At 75.4% G+C, this 25,119-nt stretch carries 22 protein-coding genes and 2 pseudogenes; 14 read left to right on the top strand and 10 right to left on the bottom strand.

The window, feature by feature from the left end:
• Window positions 1-14: 14 nt before the first annotated feature.
• A complete protein-coding gene (locus tag SYYSPA8_RS22220) occupies window positions 15-521 on the top strand; it encodes an FBP domain-containing protein (RefSeq protein ID WP_323449014.1) in 507 nt (168 codons plus the stop codon).
• 62 nt (window positions 522-583) lie between these two features.
• Here SYYSPA8_RS22220 and SYYSPA8_RS22215 read toward each other — a convergent pair whose 3' ends face one another.
• On the bottom strand, window positions 584-787 hold the full coding sequence (locus SYYSPA8_RS22215) for a hypothetical protein (RefSeq protein ID WP_323449013.1): 204 nt from the start codon (window positions 785-787) through the stop codon (window positions 584-586).
• 311 nt (window positions 788-1,098) lie between these two features.
• On the opposite strand from SYYSPA8_RS22215, the gene SYYSPA8_RS22210 reads away from it, so the two are divergent.
• The 5 genes from SYYSPA8_RS22210 to SYYSPA8_RS22190 all read left to right on the top strand — a co-directional run bounded on the left by SYYSPA8_RS22210 (window position 1,099) and on the right by SYYSPA8_RS22190 (window position 6,384).
• A complete protein-coding gene (locus tag SYYSPA8_RS22210) occupies window positions 1,099-1,734 on the top strand; it encodes a GNAT family N-acetyltransferase (RefSeq protein WP_323449012.1) in 636 nt (211 codons plus the stop codon).
• Between the two features lie 280 nt (window positions 1,735-2,014).
• Window positions 2,015-2,893: a universal stress protein gene (locus tag SYYSPA8_RS22205; protein WP_323449011.1), complete on the top strand. Its 879-nt coding sequence runs from the start codon at window positions 2,015-2,017 to the stop codon at window positions 2,891-2,893.
• A gap of 448 nt (window positions 2,894-3,341) precedes the next feature.
• Window positions 3,342-4,040, top strand: coding sequence for a DUF6328 family protein (locus SYYSPA8_RS22200; protein WP_323449010.1), 699 nt, complete (start codon window positions 3,342-3,344; stop codon window positions 4,038-4,040).
• A 584-nt stretch (window positions 4,041-4,624) separates the two neighbouring features.
• Window positions 4,625-5,077, top strand: coding sequence for an RrF2 family transcriptional regulator (locus SYYSPA8_RS22195; protein WP_323449009.1), 453 nt, complete (start codon window positions 4,625-4,627; stop codon window positions 5,075-5,077).
• A gap of 86 nt (window positions 5,078-5,163) precedes the next feature.
• Window positions 5,164-6,384, top strand: a complete 1,221-nt coding sequence (locus tag SYYSPA8_RS22190; RefSeq protein ID WP_323449008.1) for a globin domain-containing protein — start codon at window positions 5,164-5,166, stop codon at window positions 6,382-6,384.
• Window positions 6,385-6,550: 166 nt separating this feature from the next.
• On the opposite strand, the gene SYYSPA8_RS22185 is transcribed toward SYYSPA8_RS22190, so the two are convergent.
• Both SYYSPA8_RS22185 and SYYSPA8_RS22180 read right to left on the bottom strand, forming a co-directional pair.
• Window positions 6,551-7,237, bottom strand: a complete 687-nt coding sequence (locus SYYSPA8_RS22185) for a response regulator transcription factor (protein WP_323449007.1) — start codon at window positions 7,235-7,237, stop codon at window positions 6,551-6,553.
• A gap of 102 nt (window positions 7,238-7,339) precedes the next feature.
• Window positions 7,340-7,804, bottom strand: coding sequence for a Crp/Fnr family transcriptional regulator (locus SYYSPA8_RS22180; RefSeq protein WP_323449006.1), 465 nt, complete (start codon window positions 7,802-7,804; stop codon window positions 7,340-7,342).
• 432 nt (window positions 7,805-8,236) lie between these two features.
• Here SYYSPA8_RS22180 and SYYSPA8_RS22175 point away from each other — a divergent pair, with 432 nt between their 5' ends.
• Window positions 8,237-10,015 carry a sensor histidine kinase gene (locus SYYSPA8_RS22175; RefSeq protein WP_407706059.1) on the top strand — a complete coding sequence of 593 codons (1,779 nt, stop codon included), beginning with the start codon at window positions 8,237-8,239 and terminating at the stop codon, window positions 10,013-10,015.
• Window positions 10,016-10,099: 84 nt separating this feature from the next.
• A complete protein-coding gene (locus SYYSPA8_RS22170; RefSeq protein WP_323449004.1) occupies window positions 10,100-11,302 on the top strand; it encodes a pyridoxal-phosphate dependent enzyme in 1,203 nt (400 codons plus the stop codon).
• A 6-nt stretch (window positions 11,303-11,308) separates the two neighbouring features.
• On the opposite strand, the pseudogene SYYSPA8_RS22165 reads toward SYYSPA8_RS22170, so the two are convergent.
• Window positions 11,309-11,893 (bottom strand): annotated as a pseudogene (locus tag SYYSPA8_RS22165) (phospholipase domain-containing protein); the annotation flags it as partial.
• Window positions 11,894-12,333: 440 nt separating this feature from the next.
• On the opposite strand from SYYSPA8_RS22165, the gene SYYSPA8_RS22160 reads away from it, so the two are divergent.
• Window positions 12,334-12,651 (top strand): hypothetical protein, encoded by a 318-nt coding sequence (locus tag SYYSPA8_RS22160; RefSeq protein ID WP_323449121.1) that lies wholly within the window; start codon window positions 12,334-12,336, stop codon window positions 12,649-12,651.
• 314 nt (window positions 12,652-12,965) lie between these two features.
• On the opposite strand, the gene SYYSPA8_RS22155 is transcribed toward SYYSPA8_RS22160, so the two are convergent.
• The 4 genes from SYYSPA8_RS22155 to SYYSPA8_RS22140 form a co-directional block, all read right to left on the bottom strand.
• Entirely contained in the window at window positions 12,966-13,145 is a 180-nt protein-coding gene (locus SYYSPA8_RS22155) for a hypothetical protein (protein WP_323449127.1), read from the bottom strand.
• 155 nt (window positions 13,146-13,300) lie between these two features.
• Window positions 13,301-14,068 (bottom strand): helix-turn-helix transcriptional regulator, encoded by a 768-nt coding sequence (locus SYYSPA8_RS22150; protein WP_323449003.1) that lies wholly within the window; start codon window positions 14,066-14,068, stop codon window positions 13,301-13,303.
• 381 nt (window positions 14,069-14,449) lie between these two features.
• Window positions 14,450-14,845 carry a VOC family protein gene (locus tag SYYSPA8_RS22145; protein WP_323449002.1) on the bottom strand — a complete coding sequence of 132 codons (396 nt, stop codon included), beginning with the start codon at window positions 14,843-14,845 and terminating at the stop codon, window positions 14,450-14,452.
• A 95-nt stretch (window positions 14,846-14,940) separates the two neighbouring features.
• The gene (locus SYYSPA8_RS22140; protein ID WP_323449001.1) at window positions 14,941-16,044 is read right to left on the bottom strand and encodes a PHP domain-containing protein; all 1,104 of its coding nucleotides are present in this window, start codon (window positions 16,042-16,044) and stop codon (window positions 14,941-14,943) included.
• A 279-nt stretch (window positions 16,045-16,323) separates the two neighbouring features.
• On the opposite strand from SYYSPA8_RS22140, the gene SYYSPA8_RS22135 reads away from it, so the two are divergent.
• Together SYYSPA8_RS22135 and SYYSPA8_RS22130 are read left to right on the top strand one after the other, a co-directional pair.
• Window positions 16,324-17,655, top strand: coding sequence for an FUSC family protein (locus SYYSPA8_RS22135; protein WP_323449000.1), 1,332 nt, complete (start codon window positions 16,324-16,326; stop codon window positions 17,653-17,655).
• A gap of 268 nt (window positions 17,656-17,923) precedes the next feature.
• Window positions 17,924-18,352, top strand: coding sequence for an ATP-binding protein (locus SYYSPA8_RS22130; RefSeq protein ID WP_407706058.1), 429 nt, complete (start codon window positions 17,924-17,926; stop codon window positions 18,350-18,352).
• Window positions 18,353-18,412: 60 nt separating this feature from the next.
• On the opposite strand, the gene SYYSPA8_RS22125 is transcribed toward SYYSPA8_RS22130, so the two are convergent.
• The gene (locus SYYSPA8_RS22125) at window positions 18,413-18,955 is read right to left on the bottom strand and encodes a hypothetical protein (protein ID WP_323448998.1); all 543 of its coding nucleotides are present in this window, start codon (window positions 18,953-18,955) and stop codon (window positions 18,413-18,415) included.
• Between the two features lie 64 nt (window positions 18,956-19,019).
• Entirely contained in the window at window positions 19,020-19,826 is an 807-nt protein-coding gene (locus tag SYYSPA8_RS22120) for a VOC family protein (RefSeq protein WP_323448997.1), read from the bottom strand.
• A 242-nt stretch (window positions 19,827-20,068) separates the two neighbouring features.
• Here SYYSPA8_RS22120 and SYYSPA8_RS22115 point away from each other — a divergent pair, with 242 nt between their 5' ends.
• From SYYSPA8_RS22115 to SYYSPA8_RS22105, 3 genes and pseudogenes are all read left to right on the top strand, one after another.
• A complete protein-coding gene (locus SYYSPA8_RS22115) occupies window positions 20,069-20,320 on the top strand; it encodes a DUF6158 family protein (RefSeq protein ID WP_323448996.1) in 252 nt (83 codons plus the stop codon).
• Between the two features lie 294 nt (window positions 20,321-20,614).
• Window positions 20,615-20,950 (top strand): annotated as a pseudogene (locus SYYSPA8_RS22110) (TetR/AcrR family transcriptional regulator C-terminal domain-containing protein); the annotation flags it as partial.
• A gap of 209 nt (window positions 20,951-21,159) precedes the next feature.
• Entirely contained in the window at window positions 21,160-25,116 is a 3,957-nt protein-coding gene (locus SYYSPA8_RS22105; protein WP_407706054.1) for a phosphodiester glycosidase family protein, read from the top strand.
• Window positions 25,117-25,119: the final 3 nt, after the last annotated feature.

The following is a 25,119-nucleotide window of genomic DNA, read 5'->3' as shown; positions in this document are numbered from 1 at the left end:
TAGGGTCACCCGCCGTGGAACCGCTCACCGAGACACAGATACGCAAGTCCCTGGTCAACTGCTCCAAGGGCGAGGCGAACAGGCTCCGGCTGCCGACCGGGTTCCCCGGGCTCGACTGGGACGACCTGGACTTCCTGGGCTGGATCGACCCCGGCGCCCCGCTGCGGGCGGCCCTGGTCGCGCCGGGGGAGGACGGTCCCGTGGGTGTCGTGCTCCGGGTCCCCGCCGTCTCCAGCACCAGCGCCGTCCGGTCGAGCCTGTGCTCGATCTGTTTCACCGGACACGCGGCGTCGGGCGTCAATCTGTTCGTGGCCCCCCTCGCGGGCGCGCGCGGCCGGGAGGGCGACTCCGCCGGCATCTACATCTGCGCCGACCTGGCCTGCTCGCTCTATCTGCGGGGCAAGCGGCAGCCCGCGCTGCGGACCCGCCGGCAGGAGGAGTCGCTGACGACCGAGGAGCGGAGCGCCCGCGCACTCGGCAACCTCGCCGGTTTCCTGGCGAAGGTCAGGAGCACCGCCTGACCTTCGCCACCCCCGCCCGGCCCCCGCACGGCCCGGGACCGGGCCGGCGTTCAGACCCGCGTTCAGACCGGTGAGATGTGGAAGACGCCGCACTGCGCGGACGGGGAGAGCGAGATCGACCCGGCGTTGCAGCCCGCCACGACATCGGGGCTGGCCTCGCTGCTGACGATGATGTCGCCGAACTCGATGGCGGACGCGGTGGGGGCACCGCCGAGAAGCCCCGCGGTGGCCAGGGCGAGGGCGGCCAGAGCCGTACGGATGCGCATGAGTCGTTCCTTTGCACGAGAAGGGGAAGGGCGACGCGCTACCGGGCGGTGGGCGGCGTTCTCGCGGTACGAGGGCACGCCGGAGCCGCGCGGGAAAGAAGGGGAAGAAAGGGGGAAGAAAGGGGGGAAGGAGGAGCGAAACGCGTCGAGCGGACCGTACCCGCGCCCACCGCCCCGTACGCGGCCGCCCCCGCGCCCGCACCCGATCGGAGCAGCAGGGCCGCGACCGGGCCGCGGGCCGCCGGACGCGGCTGCCGCGCCGGGGGAAAAACGGGAGGACACAGCCCCCGCCCCGGGCCCACCATGCACGGATGACCACATGCGACGCCGTGCCTTCCGCCGCACCTTTCACCGCGCCCTCCGCTGCCGACTTCCGTACCAAGCCGACCCTCGTGGGCGAACGGGTGGTGCTGCGGCCGGTGACCGCCGACGACGCCCCCGCCCTGCTGCCGATGCTCCGCGACCCGGAGACCTCCCGGCTGACCGGCAGCCATGACGACACCGAACCGGACCCGGAGCGGATCCGGGCCTGGTACGGGAGCCGGGGCGAGCAGAGCGACCGGCTCGACCTCGCCGTCGTGGAGCGCGCCACGGGCCGTGTCGTCGGCGAGGCGGTGCTCAACCTCTGGGACGAGCCCAACGAGAGCTGCAACTTCCGTATCTGCTTCGGCCCCGGCACCTTCGGGCGCGGCCTCGGCACCGAGGCCACCCGGCTGATCGTCGGCCATGCCTTCGAAGGGCTCGGACTGCACCGGATCTCCCTGGAGGTGTACGCCTTCAACCCGCGCGCCCGCCGTGTCTACGAGAAGGTGGGCTTCGTCGCCGAGGGGGTCCTGCGGGACGCGCTGCTGTGGGAGGGCGAACGGGTGGACGCGGTGACGATGTCGCTGCTGGCGCCCGACTGGTTCCGGCACCGGGGCCACCCGGAGGGGGACGGCACGGCGTGACATGACGTCCGGAGGGCGCCGGCCGCTGCCGTGGAGGCCCCCGGCCGCGGCTACACGGCCCGGTCCCCCCACCCGCCCGCCGGCCCGGTTCACCCGTGCGGATCAGCCGTCCTGGCCGGGCACCGGACCGTTCGCACCCGGTGACCGGGCCGGTCGGCCCGGCGGCGGGGGACCGGTGGCCCCCGCCCCGGGGCCCGTGGGCCCCGCGCACCCGGCCGGGACCGGGCCCATGCTGGTTCCGGGGCCGCCCCGGCCCCGCCCGGCTCCAGGAGGTCGCACCATGTCCCGCACCATCACCGTCGGTCTCGACGGCTCCCCGGAGAGCCTGGCCGCCGCCGCGTGGGCGGCGGGGGAGGCCGGGCGGAGAGGGCTGCCGCTGCGGCTGATCAGTGTCTGGGAGTCGGTGCCCCTGTTCCAGGCCCCGTTCATGGGCGCCGAGACCCGGTCGCGCGAGCCCGAGCGGCTCCCCCGGGACACCGCCGACGAACTGCGCGCCCGCCACCCCGGCCTGGAGGTGATCTGGGAACAGGTCACCGGACGGCCGGGTGAACTGCTGCCCGACGCGGCCGAGGAGGCCGAGCTGCTGGTCCTCGGCTCCCGGGGGCTGAGCGGCATCGGCGGCTTCCTCCTGGGCTCGGTGGGCCAGCAGGTGGTCGCCCGTACCGAGCGGCCCGTGGTCCTGGTACGGGCCCCGGAGCCGCCCGCCGGGCCGGGGGCGGACGCGGACCCGGACGGCCCGGTCGTCCTCGGACTCGACGCCAACGCCCCCGACGACGCGCTGCTCGCGTTCGCCTTCGACGCCGCCGTCCGCCGCCGCGCCCCGCTGCGGGTGGTGCACGCCTGGAGCCTGCCGCCGTACTTCGCCTACGGGCTGCCGCCGGACCCCGAACTGGACCGGCAGCTGGGGGAGACCGAGGCGGGGGTCCTGCGGCAGGTGCTGGACCCCTGGCGGGAGCGGCACCCCGGCGTCGACGTCATGGCCGAGGCCACCCCGGGGAAGGCGGCCGAACTGCTGGTGGCGGCATCCGAGGGCGCGGCGCTCCTGGTCGTCGGCCGCAGGATCCGGCGGGCCACCCCGTTCGGTGGCAGGATCGGCTCGGTCGCGCACGCGGTCCTGCACCACGCCACCGCGCCGGTGGCGGTCGTCCCGCACCCCTGAGCCGGCAACAGCCCCCGACAGGATGCTGATGGCCCCGTCTCCACACCGGAGACGGGGCCATCAGCATCCGGTCGGTACGCCTCGCCTTCGGCTGCCCCGTCGGCTGACGCCCCGTCGGACACCGGCTCCTGCCGATGCGCTGGAGCCGCGCTGGCCGGATTGAACCGCACACGGAATTCTCCCGTTCACGTCACTGAACTGGGCCGTATCGGTGGCGAGTTGAGCATTCCATCGAAGGTGATTCAGTTTAAGTCAAAGTGGACTCAAGATGAACCTTTGGTGAAGAACTTCCCGTACTACTAGACACAGAGTGAGGCGACACCGGCCTCAGCCCTCCTCAGCATCGGGAGGTCGGCATATGTCCGACAGCAACAACGGAGTCTTCGTATCGCGGGAGGCAATCCGGGACGCGGTCCCGAACCATGCGTTCACATACAGGAAGCCCCTGGTGGCCCGCTGGGAGCAGGTGCCGGTCCCGGGCGGCAAGCCCCGGCTGGTGGCGCGCTGGGAAACTGCTGGAGCGCGCCGGTCGCTGGGCAGCGCGGCCGTGCTCCCGCATCAGCGGACCGCGGCCTCCGGCGAGGACCGGGTCAGAGCACGGGGGCTGGTGCGGCTGCCGGGCCCGCCGGCGGGCGGCGCGGCGATGGCGCTCCCGGGGCCCCGGGAGGCGGCGGACCAGGACGGGGCCGCCCCGGCGCCGTCGGAGACCTCCACCCAGGCGTACGCGGAGATCCTCCAGGAGGTGCGGGTCGCCCAGACCGCCCTCCAGTTCCTGCTGGGCTTTCTCATGGCGGTCTCGGTGACCCCCCGCTTCGCGGACTTCGGCACCACCGACCGGGCCGTCTACGTCGCCTCGCTGGTGCTGGCGCTCGCCTCCTTCGGCCTGCTGACCGCGCCCGCGCCCTTCCACCGGCTGGTCTCCGACCCCCGGCGCAAGCACCGGCTGGTCGAGGTCTCGGGCCGACTGGCCCTGTGGGGGCTGGTCCTGCTGATGCTCGCGCTCACCTGCGCGGTCCTGCTGGTGCTCAGCGTGGTCCTGCATATGGCGCTCGCGGCCGTGCTCTCCGCCTGCATCCTCTGCTGGCTCTTCGGCTTCTGGTTCTGCATGCCGCTGCGGGCCAGACTGCGCGACCGGCGCCACCCGTGACCGGCCCGGGAACGGGCCCCGGCGGTACGGGCGACGGGCCTCGGGCGGTGGGCCGCACCGGATGACCGTGGCGGATCGCGCCGCCGGAGCGGGGCGATCGGACCCCGCGGAGGGTGAGGGTGGTTGCGGGGATCCGCCGTCCGCCTCCCGCCCGGGACGGCGGTGCGGAGGTGGGCCGGGGGTCCGCCGGTATGCCCGGCAGGCGGACGCACGCGCCCGACGGCCGGCGCCCGAGGTGCGGAGGGGCCGGAGCGCGCGGGGGTGCCCCGGGCCGCCGCGACCGTGCGCCGGAGCCCTGCGCCGCAGGCGACCGCCGCGCGCGGCCGTTCCCGTACCCGCGCACCACGGTCGTCCCCGTACCCGCGCACCACGGCCGTCCCCGCGCACCACGGCCGGGACCGGCGCCGCAGGCTCTCGCCGCGCCCCCGACTCCCCCCGGCTCCGGTGCCCAGGGGGCCGGAAGTCCCCGGGAACACCCCGCCGTCGGGGCCGTCCGGGCCGACCCGGAGGGCCGATGGTCCCGGGTGCCCCCCATCACGCGGAATAATTGGAATCTCAGATTCGTATTCCGTTACGGTGACGTCGTGCGACTGACCAAAGGCACCGACCTGGCCCTGCGGATCGCCATGCGACTCGCGGTGCACGACGACCGGCCCGCCCCCACCACCCGGGAGGTGGCCGACGCCGTCGGCGTCCCCTACAGCCACGCGGCGAAGGTCGTCACCCGGCTCCAGCACCTCGGCGTCGTCGAGGCCCGGCGCGGCCGGGGCGGCGGACTGGCCCTCACCGGCGCGGGCCGCACCGGCTCCCTGGGCCGGATCGTGCGCGAACTGGAGGGGACCGGCGACGTCGTCGGCTGCGAGGACGACCCGCCCTGCCCCCTGCGCTCCGCCTGCCGGCTCCGCTCCGTGCTGCGCACCGCCCAGGAGGCGTTCTACGCGGTGCTCGACCCGTACAGCATCGACGAGCTGGTGGCGTCGCCCACCGGCCCGCTCCTGCTCGGTCTGCCCCTGGGGCCGCCGGGACCCCGCTCCTGACGCCCCGCGGGACCCCCGCGCCCCTCCCGGAGCGCGGACGTCCACGGTCGCACCCCACCCCCGTACCCGACGCTGGGAGTCCGACGATGCTGTCCGAGAAGTCCGCCGCCACGATCCGCGCCACGCTGCCCGCCGTGGGCGCCGCGATCGGCGAGATCACCACGACGTTCTACGACAGGCTCTTCACCGCCCACCCCGCCCTGCTGCGGGACCTGTTCAACCGGGGCAACCAGGCCGCCGGGGAACAGCAGCAGGCCCTCGCCGCCTCCATCGCCGCCTTCGCCGGCGCGCTCCTCGACCACCCCCACACCCGCCCGGACGCCCTGCTGAGCCGGATAGCGCACAAACACGCCTCCCTCGGCGTCACCCGCGAGCAGTACGCCGTGGTGCACACCCACCTCTTCGCGGCGATCGCCGAGATCCTCGGCGACGCGGTCACCGACGAGGTCGCCGCCGCCTGGGACGAGGTGTACTGGCTGATGGCCAACGCCCTCGTCGCCATCGAGGCCCGGCTCTACGCCGAAGCCGGCACCGAACCCGGCGCCACCCTCCGCGACCACGTCGTCGTGGCCCGCCGCGCCGAGACCGCCGACGTCACCACCTTCGTCGTACGGCCCGCCGACGGCACGCCACCGGCGCCGTTCCGCCCCGGCCAGTACGTCTCCGTCCAGGTCGAACTCCCCGACGGGGCGCGCCAGATACGCCAGTACTCCCTCTCCGGCGCCCCCGGCGACGCCCCCGGCACCTCCGCCGAGGGGATCCGCTTCACCGTGAAGCGGGTCACCGGTACGCCGGGCGCCACCCCGGACGGGGAGGTCTCCCACCATCTGCACGAGCGGGTCGCCGAGGGCGATGTGCTGAGCGTCGGCGCCCCCTTCGGGGACGTCGCCCTCGACGACGGCGACGGACCGTTGCTCCTGGCGTCCGCCGGGATCGGCTGCACCCCCATGATCGCCATGCTGGACCATCTCGCCGCCGCGGGCTCCCCGCGCCCGGTCACCGTCGTCCACGCCGACCGCACCCCCGCCGCCCACGCCTTCCGGGCCGACCTCGGGCGGCTGGTCGCCGCGCTCCCCGCCGCCACCGCCCATGTCTGGTACGAGACCCCCGAGGGCGACTGGCCCGCCGACCGCACCGGCCGTGCCGACCTGACCGGGATCCCGCTGGAGCCGGGCACCACCGCGTACCTCTGCGGCCCGCTCCCGTTCCTCCGCCACGCCCGCACCCAGCTGCTGGAGCGCGGGGTGCCCGCCGCCGACATCCACTACGAGGTCTTCGGGCCCGACCTCTGGCTCGGTCAGGACTAGGCCGTCTCTTACGGATCAGGCTGGGGCTCGCGTGCCCCGGCGCCGCGCGGGGAGCCGGCCCCCGGGACCACCACCGCCCCCCACGGCCGGCGGTGTCCCGGTGACCGGCCCCCACGCCCCCGCCCGGCGGCCGGGCGGGGCTCCCGATGGCCTCTGAAGCGTCCTCTCAGCCCGGCAGCCGGAACTGCGTGGCGAGCACCGCCGCCTGGATCCGGCGCTCCACCCCCAGCTTCGCCAGCAGCCGCGAGATGTGGTTCTTCACCGTCTTCTCCGCCAGATACAGCCGTGCCCCGATCTGCCGGTTCGTCAGCCCCTCGCCGATCAGCTCCAGGATCTGCCGCTCCCGCTCCGTCAGCCCGCTCAGCCGGTCCGCCTCCGGGTCGGGCTCCTGCGGCGCCCGCAGACTGTTCATCAGCCGGGCGGTGGTGGCCGGATCCAGCATCGACTGGCCGGATGCCACCGTACGGACCGCTGCCACCAGGTCGGAGCCCTTGATCTGTTTCAGGACATAGCCCGAAGCGCCCGCCATGATGGCGTCCAGGAGCGCGTCGTCGTCATCGAACGACGTCAGCATCAGACAGGCCAGACCGGGCATCCGCGACCGCAGTTCGCGGCAGACCGTGATGCCGTCGCCGTCGGGCAGCCTGATGTCGAGCACCGCCACATCGGGGCGCAGCGCCGGCCCCCGGACCAGGGCCTGTTCGCCGGAGCCCGCCTCCCCGGCCACCTCGATGTCCGGCTCGGCGTCGAGCAGGTCGCGCACCCCCCGCCGGACGACCTCGTGGTCGTCGAGGAGGAAGACCCTGATCGGGCGCTGCTGGCTGAAGTCGGGGTTCTCGGGGGTCGAGGTCACGTCGGTGGCTCCCTGTTCTCGGTTGTTCCCTTCGAGGGTGCCGCCGCCACGGCCCCGGCGACAGGGGCCGAACGTCCCCTGACGTCCGGTATCGGCCGGAGACTACCCGGGTGCGCCGGCGCGGCGCGGGGACGCGTACAGGTCCAGCAGCCGGTTCCTGGACGACTGGAGACGGTGCGCCAGGACACCGCCCACCCATAGCGCCACCTCCTGGCCGAACCAGGGGTCCGCCGCGCAGAGCCGGCGCGTTTCGGCCGCGTCGAACTCCAGCGCCCGTACCGGGGTCATCGCCTCCGCGCCCATCCGCCACGGCGACGGCGGGAACAGCCAAGACCAGCCGACCAGTTCGCCGTGGGAGAGGGAGTCGACGACCCGGCGGCGCCGCCCGGGCACCCGGATGTCGAGGGTCACCAGGCCGGTGCGGACGATCCAGAACGCGTCCGGCCCGCCCCCTTCCTCGAAGATCCTGGCGCCCTGGTCGAAGGAGACCTCCCGCGCGATGTGCAGCAGCCGGCCCCGGTGCTCCCTGGACAGAGCGTGCAGTGTCGGCCTCGTCCCCGTGCTCATACGACCCACCGTTCCCCTTCGCGATCGTCGGGTTCCACAGGAGCAGGATCCACCGGCCCGGCCGGTCCGCGCGGGGGCCGGGCGGGTGCGGACCGGGGGCCGAACGGCCCTGCCCGGTGTCTCCGTTCCGGCGGGCGATACGGTGAAACCCGCCCCGGTCCGCCGGGGCGGGCCAACGAGCGCGGAGGGCTGATGGGTCGGGACGACAGGGGCACGGGCCCCGTGGGCGAGGGCTCCGGGGACACGGACCCCAGGGATCCCGGGGCCCCCGGGACCCCCGGTGAGGCCTGCCCCGGGGGCGCGCACCCCGGCGACACGGACCACCGGGCCACCGGGACCCATCACTCCAGGGACGCCGGTCCCCGTGACTCCCGCGACTCCCAGGACCCCCGTTACTCCCGTGACCCCCACGATGTCCGTGACTCACCGGACATCGGTCCCGCCGGCGACGGGCCGCGGAGCGCCGGCAGGATCCCCCGGCTGCGTCTGGACGAGCTGATCGACGAACTCCAGTCCCGGATCGACGAGGTACGCGGCAGCAGGGACCGGCTCAACGGACTGCTGGAGGCGGTGCTCTCCGTCGGCCGCGAACTGGACCTCCCACAGGTGCTCCGGGGCATCGTGGAGGCCGCCGTCGCCCTCGTGGACGCCGAGTACGGCGCACTCGGCGTCATCGGCGACGAGCAGCGGCTCGACCAGTTCCTCCCCGTGGGCGTGGACGACGCCACCCGGCGGCGGATCGGCCCGCCGCCGTCCGGCCACGGACTGCTCGGGGAGCTGATCCGCCACCCCCAGGCGCTGCGGCTCGCCGACCTCTCCGGACACCCCTCGTCCTCCGGCTTCCCCACCGGCCATCCGCCGATGCGCTCCTTCCTCGGAGTGCCGGTCCGGGTGCGCGACGCGGTTTTCGGCAATCTCTATCTGACCGAGAAGCGCGGCGGCGGCGAGTTCGACGCCGAGGACGAGGCGGTCCTCGCGACGCTCGCCGTGGCGGCCGGGATCGCCATCGAGAACGCCCGGCTCTTCGAGACCGTGCGCCAGCGGGAGCGCTGGCTGACGGCGAGCGCGGACTTCACCAGCGCGCTGCTCTCCGGGGCGTCCGAGATCCAGGTGCTGGAGACGATGACCGACCGGGCCCGGCGGATCACCTCCTCCGAACGGGGCGTGGTCTACCGGGTGGAGCGCGGCGGCGTGCTCCGCGAGGCCCTGGCACTGAGCGGCGAGGACGACGAGAACGGCGTCGAGGACGGGACCGAGGATGGCCGGGAGACGGAGGACGGCACCGACGGGGCGGCGGACGGGGGGTCGGCGCCGTCCGTGAGCGGCCTCGCGGCCCGGGCGCTGGAGCGCGGCGCCCCCGTCGTCGTCGCCGATCTGGCGGCGGAGGATCCCTCCGGCGGTGGGACGGCGTTCGGCCCCGCCGTCGCCGTCCCCGTGGGGCAGCGGGGCAAGGAACGCGGGGTGCTGGTGCTCGCCCGCCGCGCCGGCCGCCCGCCGTTCACCGACGCCGAGACCGCGCCGCTCTCCGGCTTCGCCGGACAGGCCGCCCTCGCCCTGGAACTGGAGGACCGCCGGCGCGACGCCGAGCAGATGACCCTGCTGGCCGACCGTGACCGGATCGCCCGCGATCTGCACGACCTCGCGATCCAGCGGCTGTTCGCCACCGGGATGACGCTCCAGAGCGCCCGGCGCTTCGTGGACCACCCGGAGGCGACCGAGCGGCTGGTGCGGGCGATCGACGACCTCGACGACACCATCAAGATCATCCGATCGACCATTTTCGGCCTGCGGGAACGGGAGACGCCCACATCGGCGCCCGGACTGCGGGTACGGACCGTACGCGCCCTGGAGGACGCCGCGCGCACCCTCGGCTTCGCCCCCGGGCTGCGGATGGAGGGGCTGATCGACACCGATGTGCCGGGCGCGGTCGCCGACGAGGTGGTCGCCGTCCTCGGCGAGGCCCTGACCAACGTGGCCCGGCACGCCGCCGCGTCCCGGGCGGAGGTCGCCCTCGTGGTGCGCTCCGGCACACTGACGGCGGAGGTCACCGACGACGGCACCGGCATCGGCCCCGGGACGGACACCCGCCGCAGCGGGTTGCGGAATCTGGCCGAACGCGCCGAGCGGCTGGGCGGCACGCTCACCACGGCACCGGGCCCCTCCGGCGGCACCCGGCTGATCTGGCACGTACCCCTCACTCCACCGGACTGACGCGCTCCACCGGGCGGGTACGGGGGTGGACCGGCCCGGGACGCGCACTGGACCGGTGACGGGCGCACGGGCACGGTCATCCCCATGACGCAACCGACCACGCCGACCACGCCGACCGCCTTCGGCACCTCCCGCCCCGTCTGGCGGGCCCCCGCCGCCCGCCGTGACCGGAGCTTTCCGCCCGCGCCCGCCGCCGCCGTCCGGGCCTTCCACATCGCCCTGCCCGGCTACGCCCCGACCCCGCTCACCGAACTCCCCTCCGTGGCCGCCGGACTCGGGGTCGCACGGGTCTTCGTCAAGGACGAGTCCGACCGGTTCGGGCTGCCCGCCTTCAAGATCCTGGGCGCCTCCTGGGCAGTCCACCGGCTCCTGGAGCGCCGTCGGGAGCGCGGCGACAGCGGACCTCTCCGCCTGGTCACCGCCACCGACGGCAACCACGGCCGGGCCGTCGCCCGGACGGCCCGGTGGTACGGCGCGAGCGCCCACGTCCTCGTCACGGCGGAGGTGCACCCGGACGCCGTGGCCGCCATCGCGGCCGAGGGCGCCGAGGTCACCACCGTCCCGGGCGACTACGACACGGCGGTCCGCCAGGCGGCCCGGGAGGCCGCGCGGTCCGGCGCCTACCTGCTCCAGGACACCGCGCTGCCCGGCCAGGACGGCCAAGCGGCCGAGATCCCCCGCTGGATCGCCGAGGGCTACTCCACGCTCTTCGCGGAGATCGACGTCCAACTCGCCGCCGCCGGGGCCGTCCCGGCCGGCGCGGGACCCGGCCTGCTCGCCGTCCCGGTCGGCGTCGGCTCCCTCGCCCAGGCCGCCGTCACCCACCACCGGGGCCGCCGCACCACCGGCCCGCGCACCGGCCCGCGTACCGCCCTGCTCGCTGTCGAACCGCTCTCCGCCGCCTGCCTCCTGGCCGCCCTGCGGGCCGGGCATCCGCTCACCGTCGCCACCGGCCCCACAGCCATGGCGGGCCTGAACTGCGGTACGGTCTCGGCGCTCGCCTGGCCGCTGCTGAGCGCCGGACTCGACGCGGCCGTCGCCGTCACGGAGGCCCGGTGCGCCGCCGCGCTCCGGGAACTGACCGCGCTCGGTGTCACGGCGGGCCCCTGCGGCGCGGCGGCACTCGCGGGGGTCCGCACACTGACGGCGGAGAGCAGGGCGGAGAGCACGGCGGAAAACGCGGCGGACGGCGGGGGTGCCGTGCCGCTGCTCGGCCCCGACACCACCGTGGTGCTCCTGAGCACCGAGGGCGCGGATGCCAACCCGCACCTTTCCGGCACCCCGTGACCGGAATCAGCCGGTGACGATGCCCGGGTCGCTCACCCCCGGCGTGCCGTTCTCCACATGCCCGGCGAAGCGCCGCAGGAAGCCGCTGTCGCCGGATACGCGCCGCCCGCCCCCGTACGCGTCGGTGAGGGTCAGCCGGCAGGTGGTGCCGGAGGCGTTGGTCATGGTCAGCTCCACCCCGGTGGCGGCGGTGTGCCGGGCCGTCACCTCGGGCCCTGGCGCGGTGTTCCGCCCCCGGAAGGTCCGCAGGAAGCCGTTGGGCCCGTGGACCGTGAGGTCGTACAGGCCCCCGGAGTGGACGGAGTTCCAGGAGTCCGTGATCCGGCCACCGGCCGCCGTGGTGTAGGTCCAGGGGCCGTCGCCCCGGTTCGCGGCGGTGACCAGGAACCACGCCCCGGCCCGGGGGCCGCTGCCGAAGGTCAGCGCGAAGTGCCCGGTCCCCGGCGTCGAGACCCCGTCGACCAGCGGTTCGTACGGCAGCGGACGGGTGGGCCGGGAGCCCCTCTCCTGCACCGGCAGCGCGGGGTCGGCGGGCGGCACCGGCACCCAGTCCGGGTGCGGCTCGATGTCTGTACGGGTTCCAGGGTCCGTGAGTCCCCCCCCACAACCCTCCAACCTGTGCGGACGCCGCGTCCGGCGCCCACCCGAACGGGTTTTCACCCACCTTGGAACAGCACCGCAAGTGCCCTGGCTCCCTCCGCGAGAGGGCACCGGGGCCCTTCGGCGTTCACCGCCAGGCGGACAGTCACCCGTACGGGCGACTCGGCCCCGGTTCCGCCGTGTACCGCCCCGCCGGGGCGTAGGACGTGGTGCCATGTCACTCGGAGACCGGCACCAGAAGAAGGACATCGAGGCGGCGCTGAGGCGCGCTGAGGCGGCGGGCTTCAAGGTGCTGCACGACAAGAAGAAACACACGTGGGGCTACGTGATCTGCTGTCCTTGCAGTGGGCGGCACACGGTGAGCTGCACGCCCAAAAGCTCCAGCGGAGAGGCTAGGCGCATTGACATCTTCGTCAGGAACCACCGTGGCTGTGCGTGAGTGGTGCTTCACCCTGCACCTCCAGCAGCCTCTGACACCAGAGCAGTCAGACACCTTGGATGGGCTCGACCGCTTCCACGACGGGCAGATCGGATTGGTAGAGAGCCCTGACCGTGCGGAGTTCAGTTGCCTCATTGAGGCCGAAAGTCTCACGGACGCCATCGCGGACGCGCTGAGCCGATTCGAGGACTTCCCCGGTGTCCTGATCCGCAGCGTGGAACTGAACTGGATCGCTCTGGACGAGAACGGCATGTCGACCCCGGCCGTCGTCCCCGCGCCGCCCCCACTGGAGGCCGACCCGGCGGCGTGATGACAGCGAACAGCCCCACTCCTCCGGTTCGAGGAGTGGGGCTGTTGTGCGCTCTGTCGGGTTAGAGAGCGGTGCCCCAGTCCGGACTGTCCTGACCGTGACCCTCCGTAACAGGTGGGTCCCGGGCCCGACCGGTCCCAGCCGTCTCCCCTGTGTCCCCATAGGGGGGCGGCCGGGGCCTTTGCCATGGTCGCCCCACCGCTCATGGCATTCCGGCCCTGGCCGACGGGCGCTGGGAGCGGGCCTGGTGGATTGGTGGGACAGGCCGCTTCCCAACGGCGTTTCAGCAGGTCGGCCTATAGTTACAGGAAGCTTCAACCGTCTAAGGAACGATTCTCCTGCGTCAGGACGACGATGTGCTCCACGTCCTCGATCGTGCCGTGGCGGCGCTTCGCGGGCAGCGCCGCGGCGCGTTCGACGCTGTCGGAGAGCGCCGCGAACCCTGCGGTCGCGCCGGCGATCCGAAGGAACCTGCGGCGGTCGACGTCATTCACGAGTCGGTCCTCTGCGGATGGGGGAGGGCGGAGGGGGCGACCGGGCCGTGACGCGGAGCCGTGCGCGCGGCGAACGGCGGCCCCGGGTCGGCGGCCGCCAGGTCGTGTCGCGGTGCGCGGGTGCGCGGGGGTACGAGTGTGGGGGCGGCCGGCGGTCAGGGGAAGTACTGGCGTGGCGTCAGACCCACGATCCGATGAAAGGCGGCCACGAAGGAACTGGCCGATCCGTACCCCACCCGGCGGGCCACCGCCTCGATCGGGAGGTCGCTCGCGAGCAGGGGCATCGCTGCCTGCATCCGCAGCCTTTCCCGCCACTGGCCGAATGTGAGCCCCGTTTCGGCGGTGAACAGCCGGGCGAGGGTCCGCGCGCTCGCGCCCACCTCCCGGCCCCACGCGGCGAGCCCCCGGCTGTCGCGGGGGTCGAGCGCCAGCGCCCGTGCCACGGCCCGCGCCCGGGGGTCGCGCGGCTCGCCCGCCGAGATGGCGATGACCGGCAGTGGGTCCAGGACGTCGAGGACGACGGACTCGGCCCGGCGGCGCGCGTCGGGCGGCAGCCCGGCCCGCCCCAGATGGTCGATCAGCGCACTCAGCAGCGGGTCGACACGGACCGCCGTGGGCTCCCTGCCCGGGCCCCGGCCGACCGCCGGGTCGATCGCGGGCAGCCGCACCGGGGGCGCGGGGTCCGTCAGTACGGCGGTCGCGTGCGGCACCCCGGCCGGTATCCACAGCGCCGTCGACGGGGGCAGCAGCCAGGCGCCCGCCGCGGTGCGGACCGCGAGCAGCCCGCCGGGCACCCGGGCGAGCCGGTGGTGCGGATGGCGGTGGGTGGGCTGCCAGACGTCAGGAGGCAGCGTGAACGCGCCGACGACGATAGCGGCCCCCGGACCGCCCTCGCGCGGGAACGGACGGCCGTTCTGCGACATGAGTCGGCAGCGTAGCCCCAGAAGCGCCCCAAGGGAGCCGACTTGCCCATGGCTCATGCCAGAGGCAGGGGCACCGGCACGGTGGCAGCGCGGCGCCCGCTCATGAAGTGGCCGGTTCCGGCACCTGCCCGCCGGGGGACGCCGTGCAAGCAGGGGCAAGCAGGTGCACGCAGGGGATCCGGGAAATCGCGGTGATACGGGAAGGCCGGCGGTACGGGGAAGCCGGGGCGCGGGTCGGGTCGGCGGGCCGGTCGCACCGGGGGACGCGGTTTCAGGTCGGGGCCGGTCGCGCCCGGCCGCGTGGTCCGGGTGAGCGGGCCGGTCGTGCCGGGCGGCATGCGCTGATCGGCGGGACGGTCGTGCCCGGCGGCGAGGTCCCGGTCAGCGGGCCGATCGCGCCGGGGAGACCGCGAAGGAGAAGGAGTGGCCCGCCGGGTCGGCGTAGAGGCGGACCTCGCCCGGTCCGCCCCGGTCGCCGGTCTCCACCGGAACCGCGCCGAGGCCGACGGCCTCCCGCTCCGCCTCGTCCAGGTCCTCCCGGTCCACCAGCACGCGCAGATGGGCCTGGAGGGAGTTCTCGGGCCGGGGCCAGCTGGGCGGCGCGTGTCCCGGATCCCGGTGGATGGCCAGCAGGATCCCGCTGCCGCCCACCACCTCCACGAAGTCGGGGTCGTCCGCCTGGCGGGCCCGGGCGCCGAGCAGGGCGGCGTAGAACTCCGCCAGCTCCCGGGGCTCCGCGCAGTCCAGTACGAGTACAGGTGTCTTGGCGACCGTCATGCCGTCCGTCTACCCCCGGGGCCCCGGCCCATTCCCACTGGTGTGACACACCGTCAAACAGGGTACAAGGGCGTCCGCTTCCGGGGCGAGGGCACTCAATCACCCGCCGGAGCGGTCCGCGTGACGGTCCACGCGGTCAGCTCGTCCGCGCTCCACGTGCTGACCACCCGCTCCGGCGGCACCCCCGCGCGCTCCGCCCGCTCGCAGCCGAGGATCTGCCAGTCGAGCTGCCCCGGCGCGTGCGCGTCCGTGTCGACGGCGAAGAACACCCCCGCCGCGACGGCCGCCGACAGCAGCCGCATCGGCGGATCGAGCCGCTCGGGCCTGCTGTTGATCTCCACCGCCGTGCCCCGGGCCGCGCACTCCGCGAACACCCGCTCCGCGTCGAACCGCGACTCCGGCCGGGGACCGCTGGAACCGGACCGGCCCCGGCCGGACGTCCGCCGCCCGACGAGCAGCCGTCCGGTGCAGTGCCCCAGGATGTCCACCAGCGGGTTCGCCACCGCCGCCAGCAGCCGCCGGGTCATCCGCTCCGGCTCCATCCGCAGGTCGGAGTGGACGGACGCGACCACGACGTCGAGCCGGTCCAGCAACTCCGGCTCCTGGTCGAGCGAGCCGTCCGCCAGGATGTCGCACTCGATCCCCGTCAGCAGCCGGAACGGAGCCCACCGCCCGTTCAGCTCCGCCACCACGTCCAGCTGCTCCCGCAGCCGCCCGGCGTCCAGCCCCCGGGCGACCGTCAGCCGGGGCGAGTGGTCGGTGAGCACCGCCCACTCATGGCCCAGCGCGATCGCCGTCCGGCCCATCTCCTCGATCGGGCTGCCGCCGTCGGACCAGTCCGAATGCAGATGGCAGTCACCGCGCAGCAGCGCCCGCAGGGCCTCGCCGCCGACCGTTTCCGGCCAGGTCGCGGCCTCCTCCTCCAGCCGCCGCAGATACTCCGGCACCCCGCCCGCCAGCGCCTCGCGCACCACCGTCGCCGTCTTCGGCCCCACACCCTTGATCCGCTCCAGGGCGCCGGTGGCCGCCCGGTCGGCGATCTCCTCGGCGGTGAGCCCCGCGAGGGCGGCCGACGCGGTGCGGAACGCCCGTACGCGATAGGGCTCCGCGAGGGAGCGCTCCAGCAGGAACGCGATCCGGTCCAGGGCCGCCACCGGTTTCGTGCCCGGTTCCCTGCCCGGTGCCGTACTCGGTGCCATGTCCTCCTCCTCCCGTCGGTCCCGGGCCCGCGGCCCCTCCTGGTACCCGCCGTCCGCTGTGCCCACTGTCGCCCGCACGGTGCCGGGCGGCACGCCGGGGCCGCCCTCGCCCCCGCGTCACCCCGTAATCGCCGTCGCGTACGGGGGAGCAACGCGCGGGATCCGGGCTTAGGCTGAGTCCGGATCCCGAGGGCCGGGCGGCGGGCGGCCCCGGACCCGGCCCGGCTCCGCGCGGCCATTTCCGGCCGTCGTGGCCCGTATCCGAGGACGGGGGTGCCCGTGCCCGACAAGCGACGGCTGCTCACGGTCTCCCCGGCCGGACTCGTCCAGCGGTACCGCAGGGAACCCGCCGTCGTGCAGACGCTCCGCGCCACCGCCGCCGCGACCCTCGCCTACGTCGCCGCCCTCTGGCTGAGCAGCGAACCCGCCCCCCTCACCGCACCGCTGACGGCCCTCCTCGTGGTCCAGGTGACGCTCTACTCCACCCTCACCACCAGCGTCCGGCGGGTGAACTCGGTGGTCGCGGGCGTCCTCGTCGCCAGCGCGTTCAGCCTGCTCGTCGGCCTCTCCTGGTGGAGCCTCGGGCTGATCGTCCTCGCCTCGCTGGCCATCGGATACGTGGTCCGGGTGGGCGAGTTCGTGCCCGAGGTCGCCATCAGCGCCATGCTCGTCCTCGGTGTCACCCGGGTGGCGGACACCGCCTGGGACCGGGTCCTCGAAACCCTGATCGGCGCGACGGTGGGCCTGCTCTTCAACGTGCTGCTGCCGCCGGTGTGGGTGGACAGCGCGGAGGAGTCCATCGTCGGGCTGTCCCGGCGGATGCGCCGGCTCCTCCTGGACATGGGGGAGGAGCTGGAGCGGGACACCCCGGCCTCCGTGCCGTCCGCCGCCGCCCGGCTGTACGAGGCCCGCCGGCTGGACAACGACATCGCCGAGGTGGACGCCTCCCTGCGGCAGGCGGAGGACAGCCTGCGGTTCAACCCGCGCGTACGCGAGGGGCTGCTCAACCGGGTGGTGCTGCGGACCGGCCTGGACACCCTGGAGATCTGCGCCGTGGTGCTGCGCGTCCTGGCCCGTACCCTCACCGACCTCGCCCGGGAGCGCGCCGGTGCCCGGCTCTTCCCCGAGGAGGCGTCCCGGGCGATCGAGGAGCTGTTCGCCCGGACGGGGGACGCGCTGGTGAGCTTCGCCGCCCTCGTGACCAGCCCGGTGAGCGAACGGGCGCAGGAGGCCGAAGGACGGCTCGCCGACGGTCTCGCGGGGGCCGCCACCGCCCGCGAACGGGTCGCCGGGCTGCTGCTGGACGGCGTACGCGGCGATCCGCGCCACTGGCAGCTGGCGGGAGCCCTACTGGCCGAGGCCGACCGGATCCTCGCCGAACTGGACCCGGAGCACCGCAGCCGGCGACTCCTGGAGGAACTGGACCGCAGCGCGCGGGAGCAGCGGGAGAAGCACCCGAGGCTGGCGGCGGCGGGGCAGTGGCTGCGCGGCGGGTGGCGCGACAGCGACCGTGACCGCGACCGCGACCGGCGCGGGGGACGGCGCGGGGGCGGGGACCGGGACGGAGGACGGCGCGGGCGGCCTCCCGGTGACCCGGCCGGGCGCCCCTGACCGTACGCCCGGCGACCGGCGTGCCCGGTGACCCGTACCCCCGGCGGCGGGTGTGCCCGGCGCCCCGAATGCCCGGCGCCCCGTACGGCCGGTGGCCGTGCGTCGTCCCCCGACCGCGCACCCCGCGACCCGTATGCCCGGCGTCCGTGCGGAGCGGTACCGGGCGTCGGCGTGGCCCGTCGGCGGAGTCCGTCGCGCCCTGGCACCCTCGGTGGACGGGACCCGTACCGGGCCCGGCGGAGCGGGGCGGGGGAGAGGGGCGGAGCGGATGGGCGCGGGGCTGCGGCGGCAGGACCAGACACGGCGGCTGGCCCTGTCCGGCATCGAAGGCACGGTGGCCCGCTCCCGGGACTTCACCGCGCGGGCCCTCGCCGACTGGGGCTGGGCGGCGGCCGGCCCGGAGCGGACCGGCGACGCCCTGCTGCTCGTCTCCGAACTCGTCACCAATGCCTGCCTGCACGCCGGCGGCCCCACCGAGCTGGTGCTGCGCTACACCCCGGAGCTGCTGCGGATCGAGGTCGCCGACGGCAGCCCCCGTCCGCCCGCGCCCCGCCCCCGCGCGATCGCGCTGCCCGGCGGCCACGGCCTGGTCGTCCTGGAGCGGCTGGCGCTGCGCTGGGGCTCGGAGCCCCGGGACGGCGGCGGCAAGGCGGTCTGGGCGGAGTTGACCCCTCCGGATGCCCCGCGCGTCCGGTGAACCGTTTCCGCGCGCGGCCGTGGCTCCCCGGACGGCGATCGCTCACCAGGTGGCGACCGCTTACCAGGTGGCGATCGACTCCGCCGCCACGGAGACCGCGCCCACCACCGCCCCGTACCCGGGGATCGTCAGCAGCGGCCAGGGCACCGGCCGGGGCACGAGCACCCGCCAGTGGAAGGCGTAGTCGCGGTACTCGGGCATGCCCTCCGTGCCCGGCAGCACCATGAAACGCGGCTGTACGGTGCAGAACAGCCACCAGTCCAGAACCAGCAGGTCGACGACGGTGAGCACCAGGAAGCCGGTGGCGCCGATGGCGAAGGGCGGCCAGAAGCCCAGGGCCGTGCCGGGGTCCCTGCCGTGCAGGTCGAGCACGCCGGCGGCCGGGACGCCGATCAGCGCCAGCGCGTTCAGCAGCCCCATCACCCCGGCCACGCGCCGCCCCCGGGGGCTCTGCGGGCCGTGCCGTTCCCGTATCGCGGGGGGACAGTCGTGGATCAGCGCGTCCCGTGCGACCAGCAGCCCGCCGACGACCACGGCCAGGAACAGGGCCGTCAGGACGAGTGCGTAACCGATGCCGACCGTTGCCACTTCCGTCCAGTCCATGACAATCAAGCGTAGCCCGGAAGATCGGCCGGCCGAGATCCCCGCGGCGGCGCGGAAGGGGCGTTCAGCGGCTGATCAGGGTGAAGAGGGCGCCGTCGGGGTCGCTGACGGCGGCCTCGTCCCGGCCGTCGGCCGTCGTGCGCCGCCCGAGCACCGTGCCGCCCCGGTCCTCGGCCGTCCGGACGGTCGTATGGAGGTCGTCCACCGGGAAGTGGACGTCCCAGCGGGGCCGTTCCATCGGGTCGGGCGCGGCCCCCCGCGCCCCCGAGGAGAGCCGTGCGAGCACATGGCCGTGGCTGACGAGCACCACCTCGTCGTTCTCGTACTCCACGTCGCAGGAGCCGAGGCGCCCGCTGGCCCAGTCCAGGACCTCGCCGTAGAAGATCGCGGCGTCGAAGGCGTTGCGGGTCCGCAGCAGCAGCCACGCGGGCGCGTCCCGGTGACCCGACTGCCAGTCGGGGATCAGCGCACCCTCCCAGATCCCGAAGACCGCGCCGTCCCGGTCCGCCGCCAGGGCGCCCCGCCCCAGGGAGAACGCGAGCGGACCCACCGCGACCGTCCCGCTGCGCTCCCGGATCCGGGCGGCCGCCACGTCCGCGTCGGGGATGGCGAAGTACGGCGTCCACGCCACCGCCACCTGGAGTGTGCGCGCCAGCGCGCCGATCCCCGCCACCGGGGACCCGTCCAGGAGCGCCACACTGAAGCCCTCGCCCAGATCGCCGGGGCGGAAGTCCCACCCCAGCACCGCCCCGTAGAAGTCCTGCGACGCGCCGAGGTCCCGGGCCATCAGGCTGACCCAGCACGGTGCGCCGGCCATCTCGGTGCTCGATGTCATCCCCGGCAGCGCGGCCGGGTCGGTCTGCTCGTTCATCGCACTCAAGTCCTGGGGGGTACGCGGCACCATGGCCCGGCCGGACGGCGCCGGCCGCGCGGGGAAACCGGCCGGGATCCGGTTCCCCATCCTGCCCCCGGTTCCGGCTCCACGCGACTCACCCCACGGGCCCCGGCGCTTCGGCCCCGGGTTGCGCCGCGCCCGGCGGGGCCGGAAGGTGCGGACAGCGCGGGTGGCCACCGGGGCAGCGGGGGCGCCGGCACGGAAGGAGGACGGCCGCCATGACGGAGCCCGAGGACCAGCACCGGGGTGTGGACGCCGCCGGGCTCGGCGAGCACGATCTGATCAAGGAGCTGGAGAACATCCACCGCAGCCGGCACGACACGCTGCTGCACGGTTCCCCGGCCGCCCTCGCCGCGCACACCACCCGGATGGCCGAGCTGGAGGAGGAGTACCTGCGCCGCCATCCGGAACGCCCGGTCGCGCCGGGCCGCACCCGCAGCGGCGCCCGTGCGCGTACGCCGAGGAAGTGACGCGCGGGCACAGGACATGCCCTGCGGCCCGGCCGGGCCCGTCAGCCGTTCGCCGTGGGTCCGGGATCGCACGGGAGTATCGGCGCCGAGTCCGCGTGGAGGGTGACGCGTACCGGGACACAGGCGGTGGCGCTCATCGCAACGGTGATCCGCGACGGCGTCCGGCCGGTCGTTCCCGGTCGGCCAGGACCGTCGCAAGACGTTGGTGGAGCGGCCCTGCGGGTCCACGTCCCGCAGGCGGGTGAACACGTCGGCGTGGCCGGTGTCCGTGGCGAGGCTCAGCAGCGCGGAGACCGGGCCCCGCACCCTGGCCTTACCCTGGCCTTCCTGGAGCACGCGCTCGCCGTCCTGCGGCCCACCGGACTGGACGGCGCGGCGAGGATGGAGAGGTGCGCCCGGCTCACCGCGTTCGTGGCCGGGCGTGCCGGGTGTGAGATCGCGCAGGCGGCGGCCGCGCGTCCCGTGGGCCGGGCCGGGCGGGGCCAAAGCCCGCTGCCTCGCCGCCGTCGCGGCGGACGGCCACCACCCCGAACTCGCCGAAGCGCTCTCCGCGCCCGGCCGCCCGTCACTCCCGAGGCCACCTTCGCCCGCTTCCTCCACCGCCTGATCGACGGCCTCGGCACCGACTGATCCTCCTGAAATCTCCCGACCTTCCCGAATCATCCTGATGCCCGGACTCCGGAACGGCGGTGTCCCGCCGGCCTCCCGCGTGTCCGGGCTCCCCGCCTCTGGCGTGTCCGGGCCGCCGCCCGGGATGCTGACGGCGGTGAGCGGGCGTCCGCTCCCACTCCGCACGTGTCAGGCGTCCACCGCTCGTGACCGGGAGAACGGGAGAATCCGTGCGCAGCAACCGCCCGACGCACCCCACACCCCTTCGCGGCCCCCGTACCGCGACCCTGCTGACCGCCACCCTCTGCGCGCTGCTCCTGGGGCTGGTCCCCCCGGCCGCCGCGGACGCCGGCCCGTCCGGCCCGCCCGGTGCTTCCAGTGCCTCCAGTGCCTCCGACCCCGCTGGCACCTCCGACACCTCCAGCGCCTCCTCCGACACCTCCAGCGCCTCCTCCGACCCTTCCGGCACCGATTCCGACCCCCGGCCCGCCCACCCGTCCGAAGTGCTGCGCCCCGTCGCGCCCCCGCCGCCGTCGGCCCCCCTGCGGGACAGCCCTGGCCCTGACGCCGAGTCCGCCGCGCCCCGGGGCATCGTGGACGGCGACGGCATCGAGACCGCCCGCAGCTCCCGCCCCGTCGCCCCCGGGGTCCGTCTCACCTCGTACGACCGGCTGGAATCCGGCAGCTGGCTGCGGGTCGACACCCTCGCCGTCGACCTCGGCGGCAGCGGCGTCCGCGCCGACTACCTCTTCCCGGGCCGGGTCGCCGCCCGCGAAACCGTCTCCGCGCTCGCCGCCCGGCACGACCCCGGGCCGGGCCGCCGCACCGTCGCCGCGCTCAACGGGGACTTCTTCGACATCGCCCAGACCGGCGCCCCCCAGGGCCCCGGCATCAGGGACGGCGAGGTCACCCACTCGCCCGCCGACGGCGCCCACCGGGCCGTCGGCATCGGCCCCGACGGCGCCGGGCGCGTGCTGCGGCTGTACTTCGACGGCACGCTGACCCTGCCCTCCGGCCCGTACCCCCTCACCGCCTACAACGCCGCCAACGTGCCCGCCGGGGGCATCGGCGCCTACACCCCCGCCTGGGGCAGTGCCGACCGGGCCCTGACGGTCGACGCGGCGGCCCCGACGGCCCCGGTCGCCGAAGCGGTCGTCCGCGACGGGGCCGTCGTCTCCGTGACCGGCCGCCCCGGCGCCGCGCCCGTCGAACCCGGCACCACCGTCCTCGTCGGCAGGGAGGCCGGGGCCGCCCGGCTCGCCGCGCTGCGCCCCGGCGACCCGGTGTCGTGGGAGTACCGGCCGCGCACCGACGGCGGACCGGTGCCCCGCACGGCCGTCGGCGGGCGGGAACTCCTCGTCGTCGACGGCGTACCGCAGAACCACGACGGGCAGGGCAACAACACCGCCGCCCCGCGTACCGCCGTCGGCTTCTCCCGCGACGGCGGCGCCATGCGGATCCTCACCGTCGACGGACGGCAGGCGGACAGCGGCGGTGTCACCCTCACCGAGCTGGGCGTGATGATGCGGGACGCCGGCGCGTACAACGCCCTCAACCTGGACGGCGGCGGCTCCTCCACCCTGCTCGCGCGGGCACCCGGCAGCGCGGCCCTGCGGGTGGAGAACAGCCCCTCCGACGGCAGCGAACGCACGGTCCCCAACGGCCTCGCGCTCACCGCGCCCGCCGGCAGCGGCAGGCTCCACGGCTACTGGGTCACCACCCGCACCCCCGCGCTCGCCGCGCCCACCGCCGACCCGGTCCGGGGCGGCCGTCCGGAACGCGTCTTCCCGGGGCTCACCCGCCGCCTGGCCGCCGCCGGGTACGACGAGACCTGGGGACCGGCCGCCGGTGCCCCGCGCTGGCGCTCCCTGCGCCCCTGGGTGGGCCGGGTGGACGCCGGCGGCGTCTTCCGCGCCCGGCACGGCGGTACGGCCGTCGTCACCGCCGCACGGGACCGCGCCCGGGGCCGTATCGCGCTGACCGTCCTCGACGACCTCGCCCGTATCGCCCCCACGACCCGCCGGATCGGCCTGGCGGGAACGGGCGCCACGGAGACGTTCGGCGTCGTCGGCTTCGACGCCCACGGCAACAGCGCCCCCGTCGAACCCGCCGATGTGCGCGTCGACCACGACCCGGACCTCTTCGACGTCCGCGACGACGGCGCGGGCTCCTTCGCCGTCACCGCCAGAACCCCCGGCGGCGCGGGCCGCGTCACCCTGACGGTCGGGGGCACGACCACCTCCCTCGCCGTCGCCACCGGCCTCGCCCGGCAGCCCGTCACCGACTTCGCGGACGCCGGGTCCTGGACGTTCACCCAGGCGCGCGCGGACGGCTCCGTCGCCGCGACCCCCGCCGGACACGACGGCACCGGCCTGGAACTGACGTACGACTTCACTCGTTCGACCGCCACCCGCGCCGCCTACGCGAATCCGCCCAGGCGGCTCGCCGTGCCCGGCACTCCGCGGTCGTTCACCCTCTGGATCCACGGCGACGGCCGGGGCGCGTGGCCGACCCTGCACCTCAAGGACGCGGCCGGATCCGACCAGCTGCTGCGGGGGCCGTACGTCACCTGGACGGGGTGGCGGCAGGTGGAGTTCACCGTGCCGGCGGCGGCCCCGGCGCCGTTCGCGGTGCACCGGTTCTACCTCACCGAGACCGCCGCGGCCCGCCAGTACACCGGACGCGTCGTCATCGACGACCTGGTGGCGCAGGTGCCGCCCCCCGTGGAGCTGCCCCCGCCGCCCCGGACCGCCGATCCGCTGATCGCGACGGCGGCCGCGACCGCCCGCCGGGACTGGCGGTTCGCGGTGATGTCCGACGCCCAGTTCGTCGCCCGCGACCCCGACAGCGCGATCGTGCGCCAGACGCGCCGCACCCTGCGCGAGATCCGGGCCGCCCGCCCCGACTTCCTGCTCGTGAACGGCGATCTCGTGGACGAGGGCGGCCCGGCCGACCTCGCCTTCGCCCGCCGGGTGCTCACCGAGGAGCTGGGGACGGCGCTGCCCTGGACCTACGTCCCCGGCAACCACGAGGTCATGGGCGGCCGGATCGACGACTTCACCGCCGAGTTCGGGCCCGCGCACCGGTCCTTCGACCACCGGGGGACACGGATCATCACCCTGGACACCTCCCGGCTGACCCTGCGCGGCGGCGGCATCGCCCAGATCGCCGCCCTGCGCGAGCGCCTGGACGCGGCGGCCGCCGACCCGGGCATCGGCTCGGTGCTGGTGGTGCAGCACGTACCGCCGCGCGATCCGACCCCGCAGCAGGGCAGCCGGCTCGGCGACCGCAAGGAGGCGGCGCTGCTGGAGGAGTGGCTGTCCGGCTTCCGCAGGACCACCGGCAAGGGGGCGGCCTTCATCGGCGCCCATGCGGGGGTCTTCCACGCCGAACGGGTCGACGGCGTGCCGTACCTGATCAACGGCAACACGGGGAAGACCCCGGCGGGCCCCGCGGACCAGGGCGGCTTCACCGGCTGGTCGCTGGTGGGCGTGGACGAGGTCGGCCCGGCCGAGCGGGCCGCCGCCCGGCAGCGCCCCTGGCGCGGCGGCCCGGACTGGCTCTCCGTACGCACCACCGCGCACACCGACGGCCTCACCCTCGACGCGCCCCCGGCGCTGGCACCCGGCCGGTCCGCGACGGTCCGCGCCACCGTGCTCCAGGGGACGCGGGAGGTGCCGGCGGCCCACCCGGTCAGCGTCGACTGGACCGGGTCGCGCGGGCTCCACCTGGGCCGCCCGGCCGCCGCCCGGCCCCGGCACACCGCGTCCTTCGACCCCGTGACGGGACGGCTCACCGCGCTGCGGCCGGGGACGGTGACGCTCACCGTCACCGTGTCCGGAGTGACCCGCTCCGCCGAGATCCTGATCCCGGCGACGACGCCGTCGGTACCGATGCCGACGACGACGATGCCGCCGGTGTCCGGGCCGGTGCCCGCCGCCCCGGCGCCCGTGCTCGTACGGCCCGCCGCCCCGTCTCCGTACGCGAATCAGGCGCCCGTCGTCGTACGGACCCCGGCCCCCGTGCTCGTACAGTCCCGGGCCCCCGCCGTCCATCGGCCCTCCGCCCCCGCCCCCGTACGGGCCTCCGCGCCCGCCCTCGTACGGGCCCTCGCGCCGTGCCGCACCCCCGCCCCGCCCCCGCGCTCGCCGTGCGAGAAGCCGCCGCACCCGGCAGCCTGGGGGTGAACC

It is taken from the genome of Streptomyces yaizuensis (assembly GCF_034961445.1).
GTDB classification, from domain to species: domain Bacteria; phylum Actinomycetota; class Actinomycetes; order Streptomycetales; family Streptomycetaceae; genus Streptomyces; species Streptomyces yaizuensis.
This window is presented reverse-complemented; position numbering and strand designations above follow the sequence as displayed.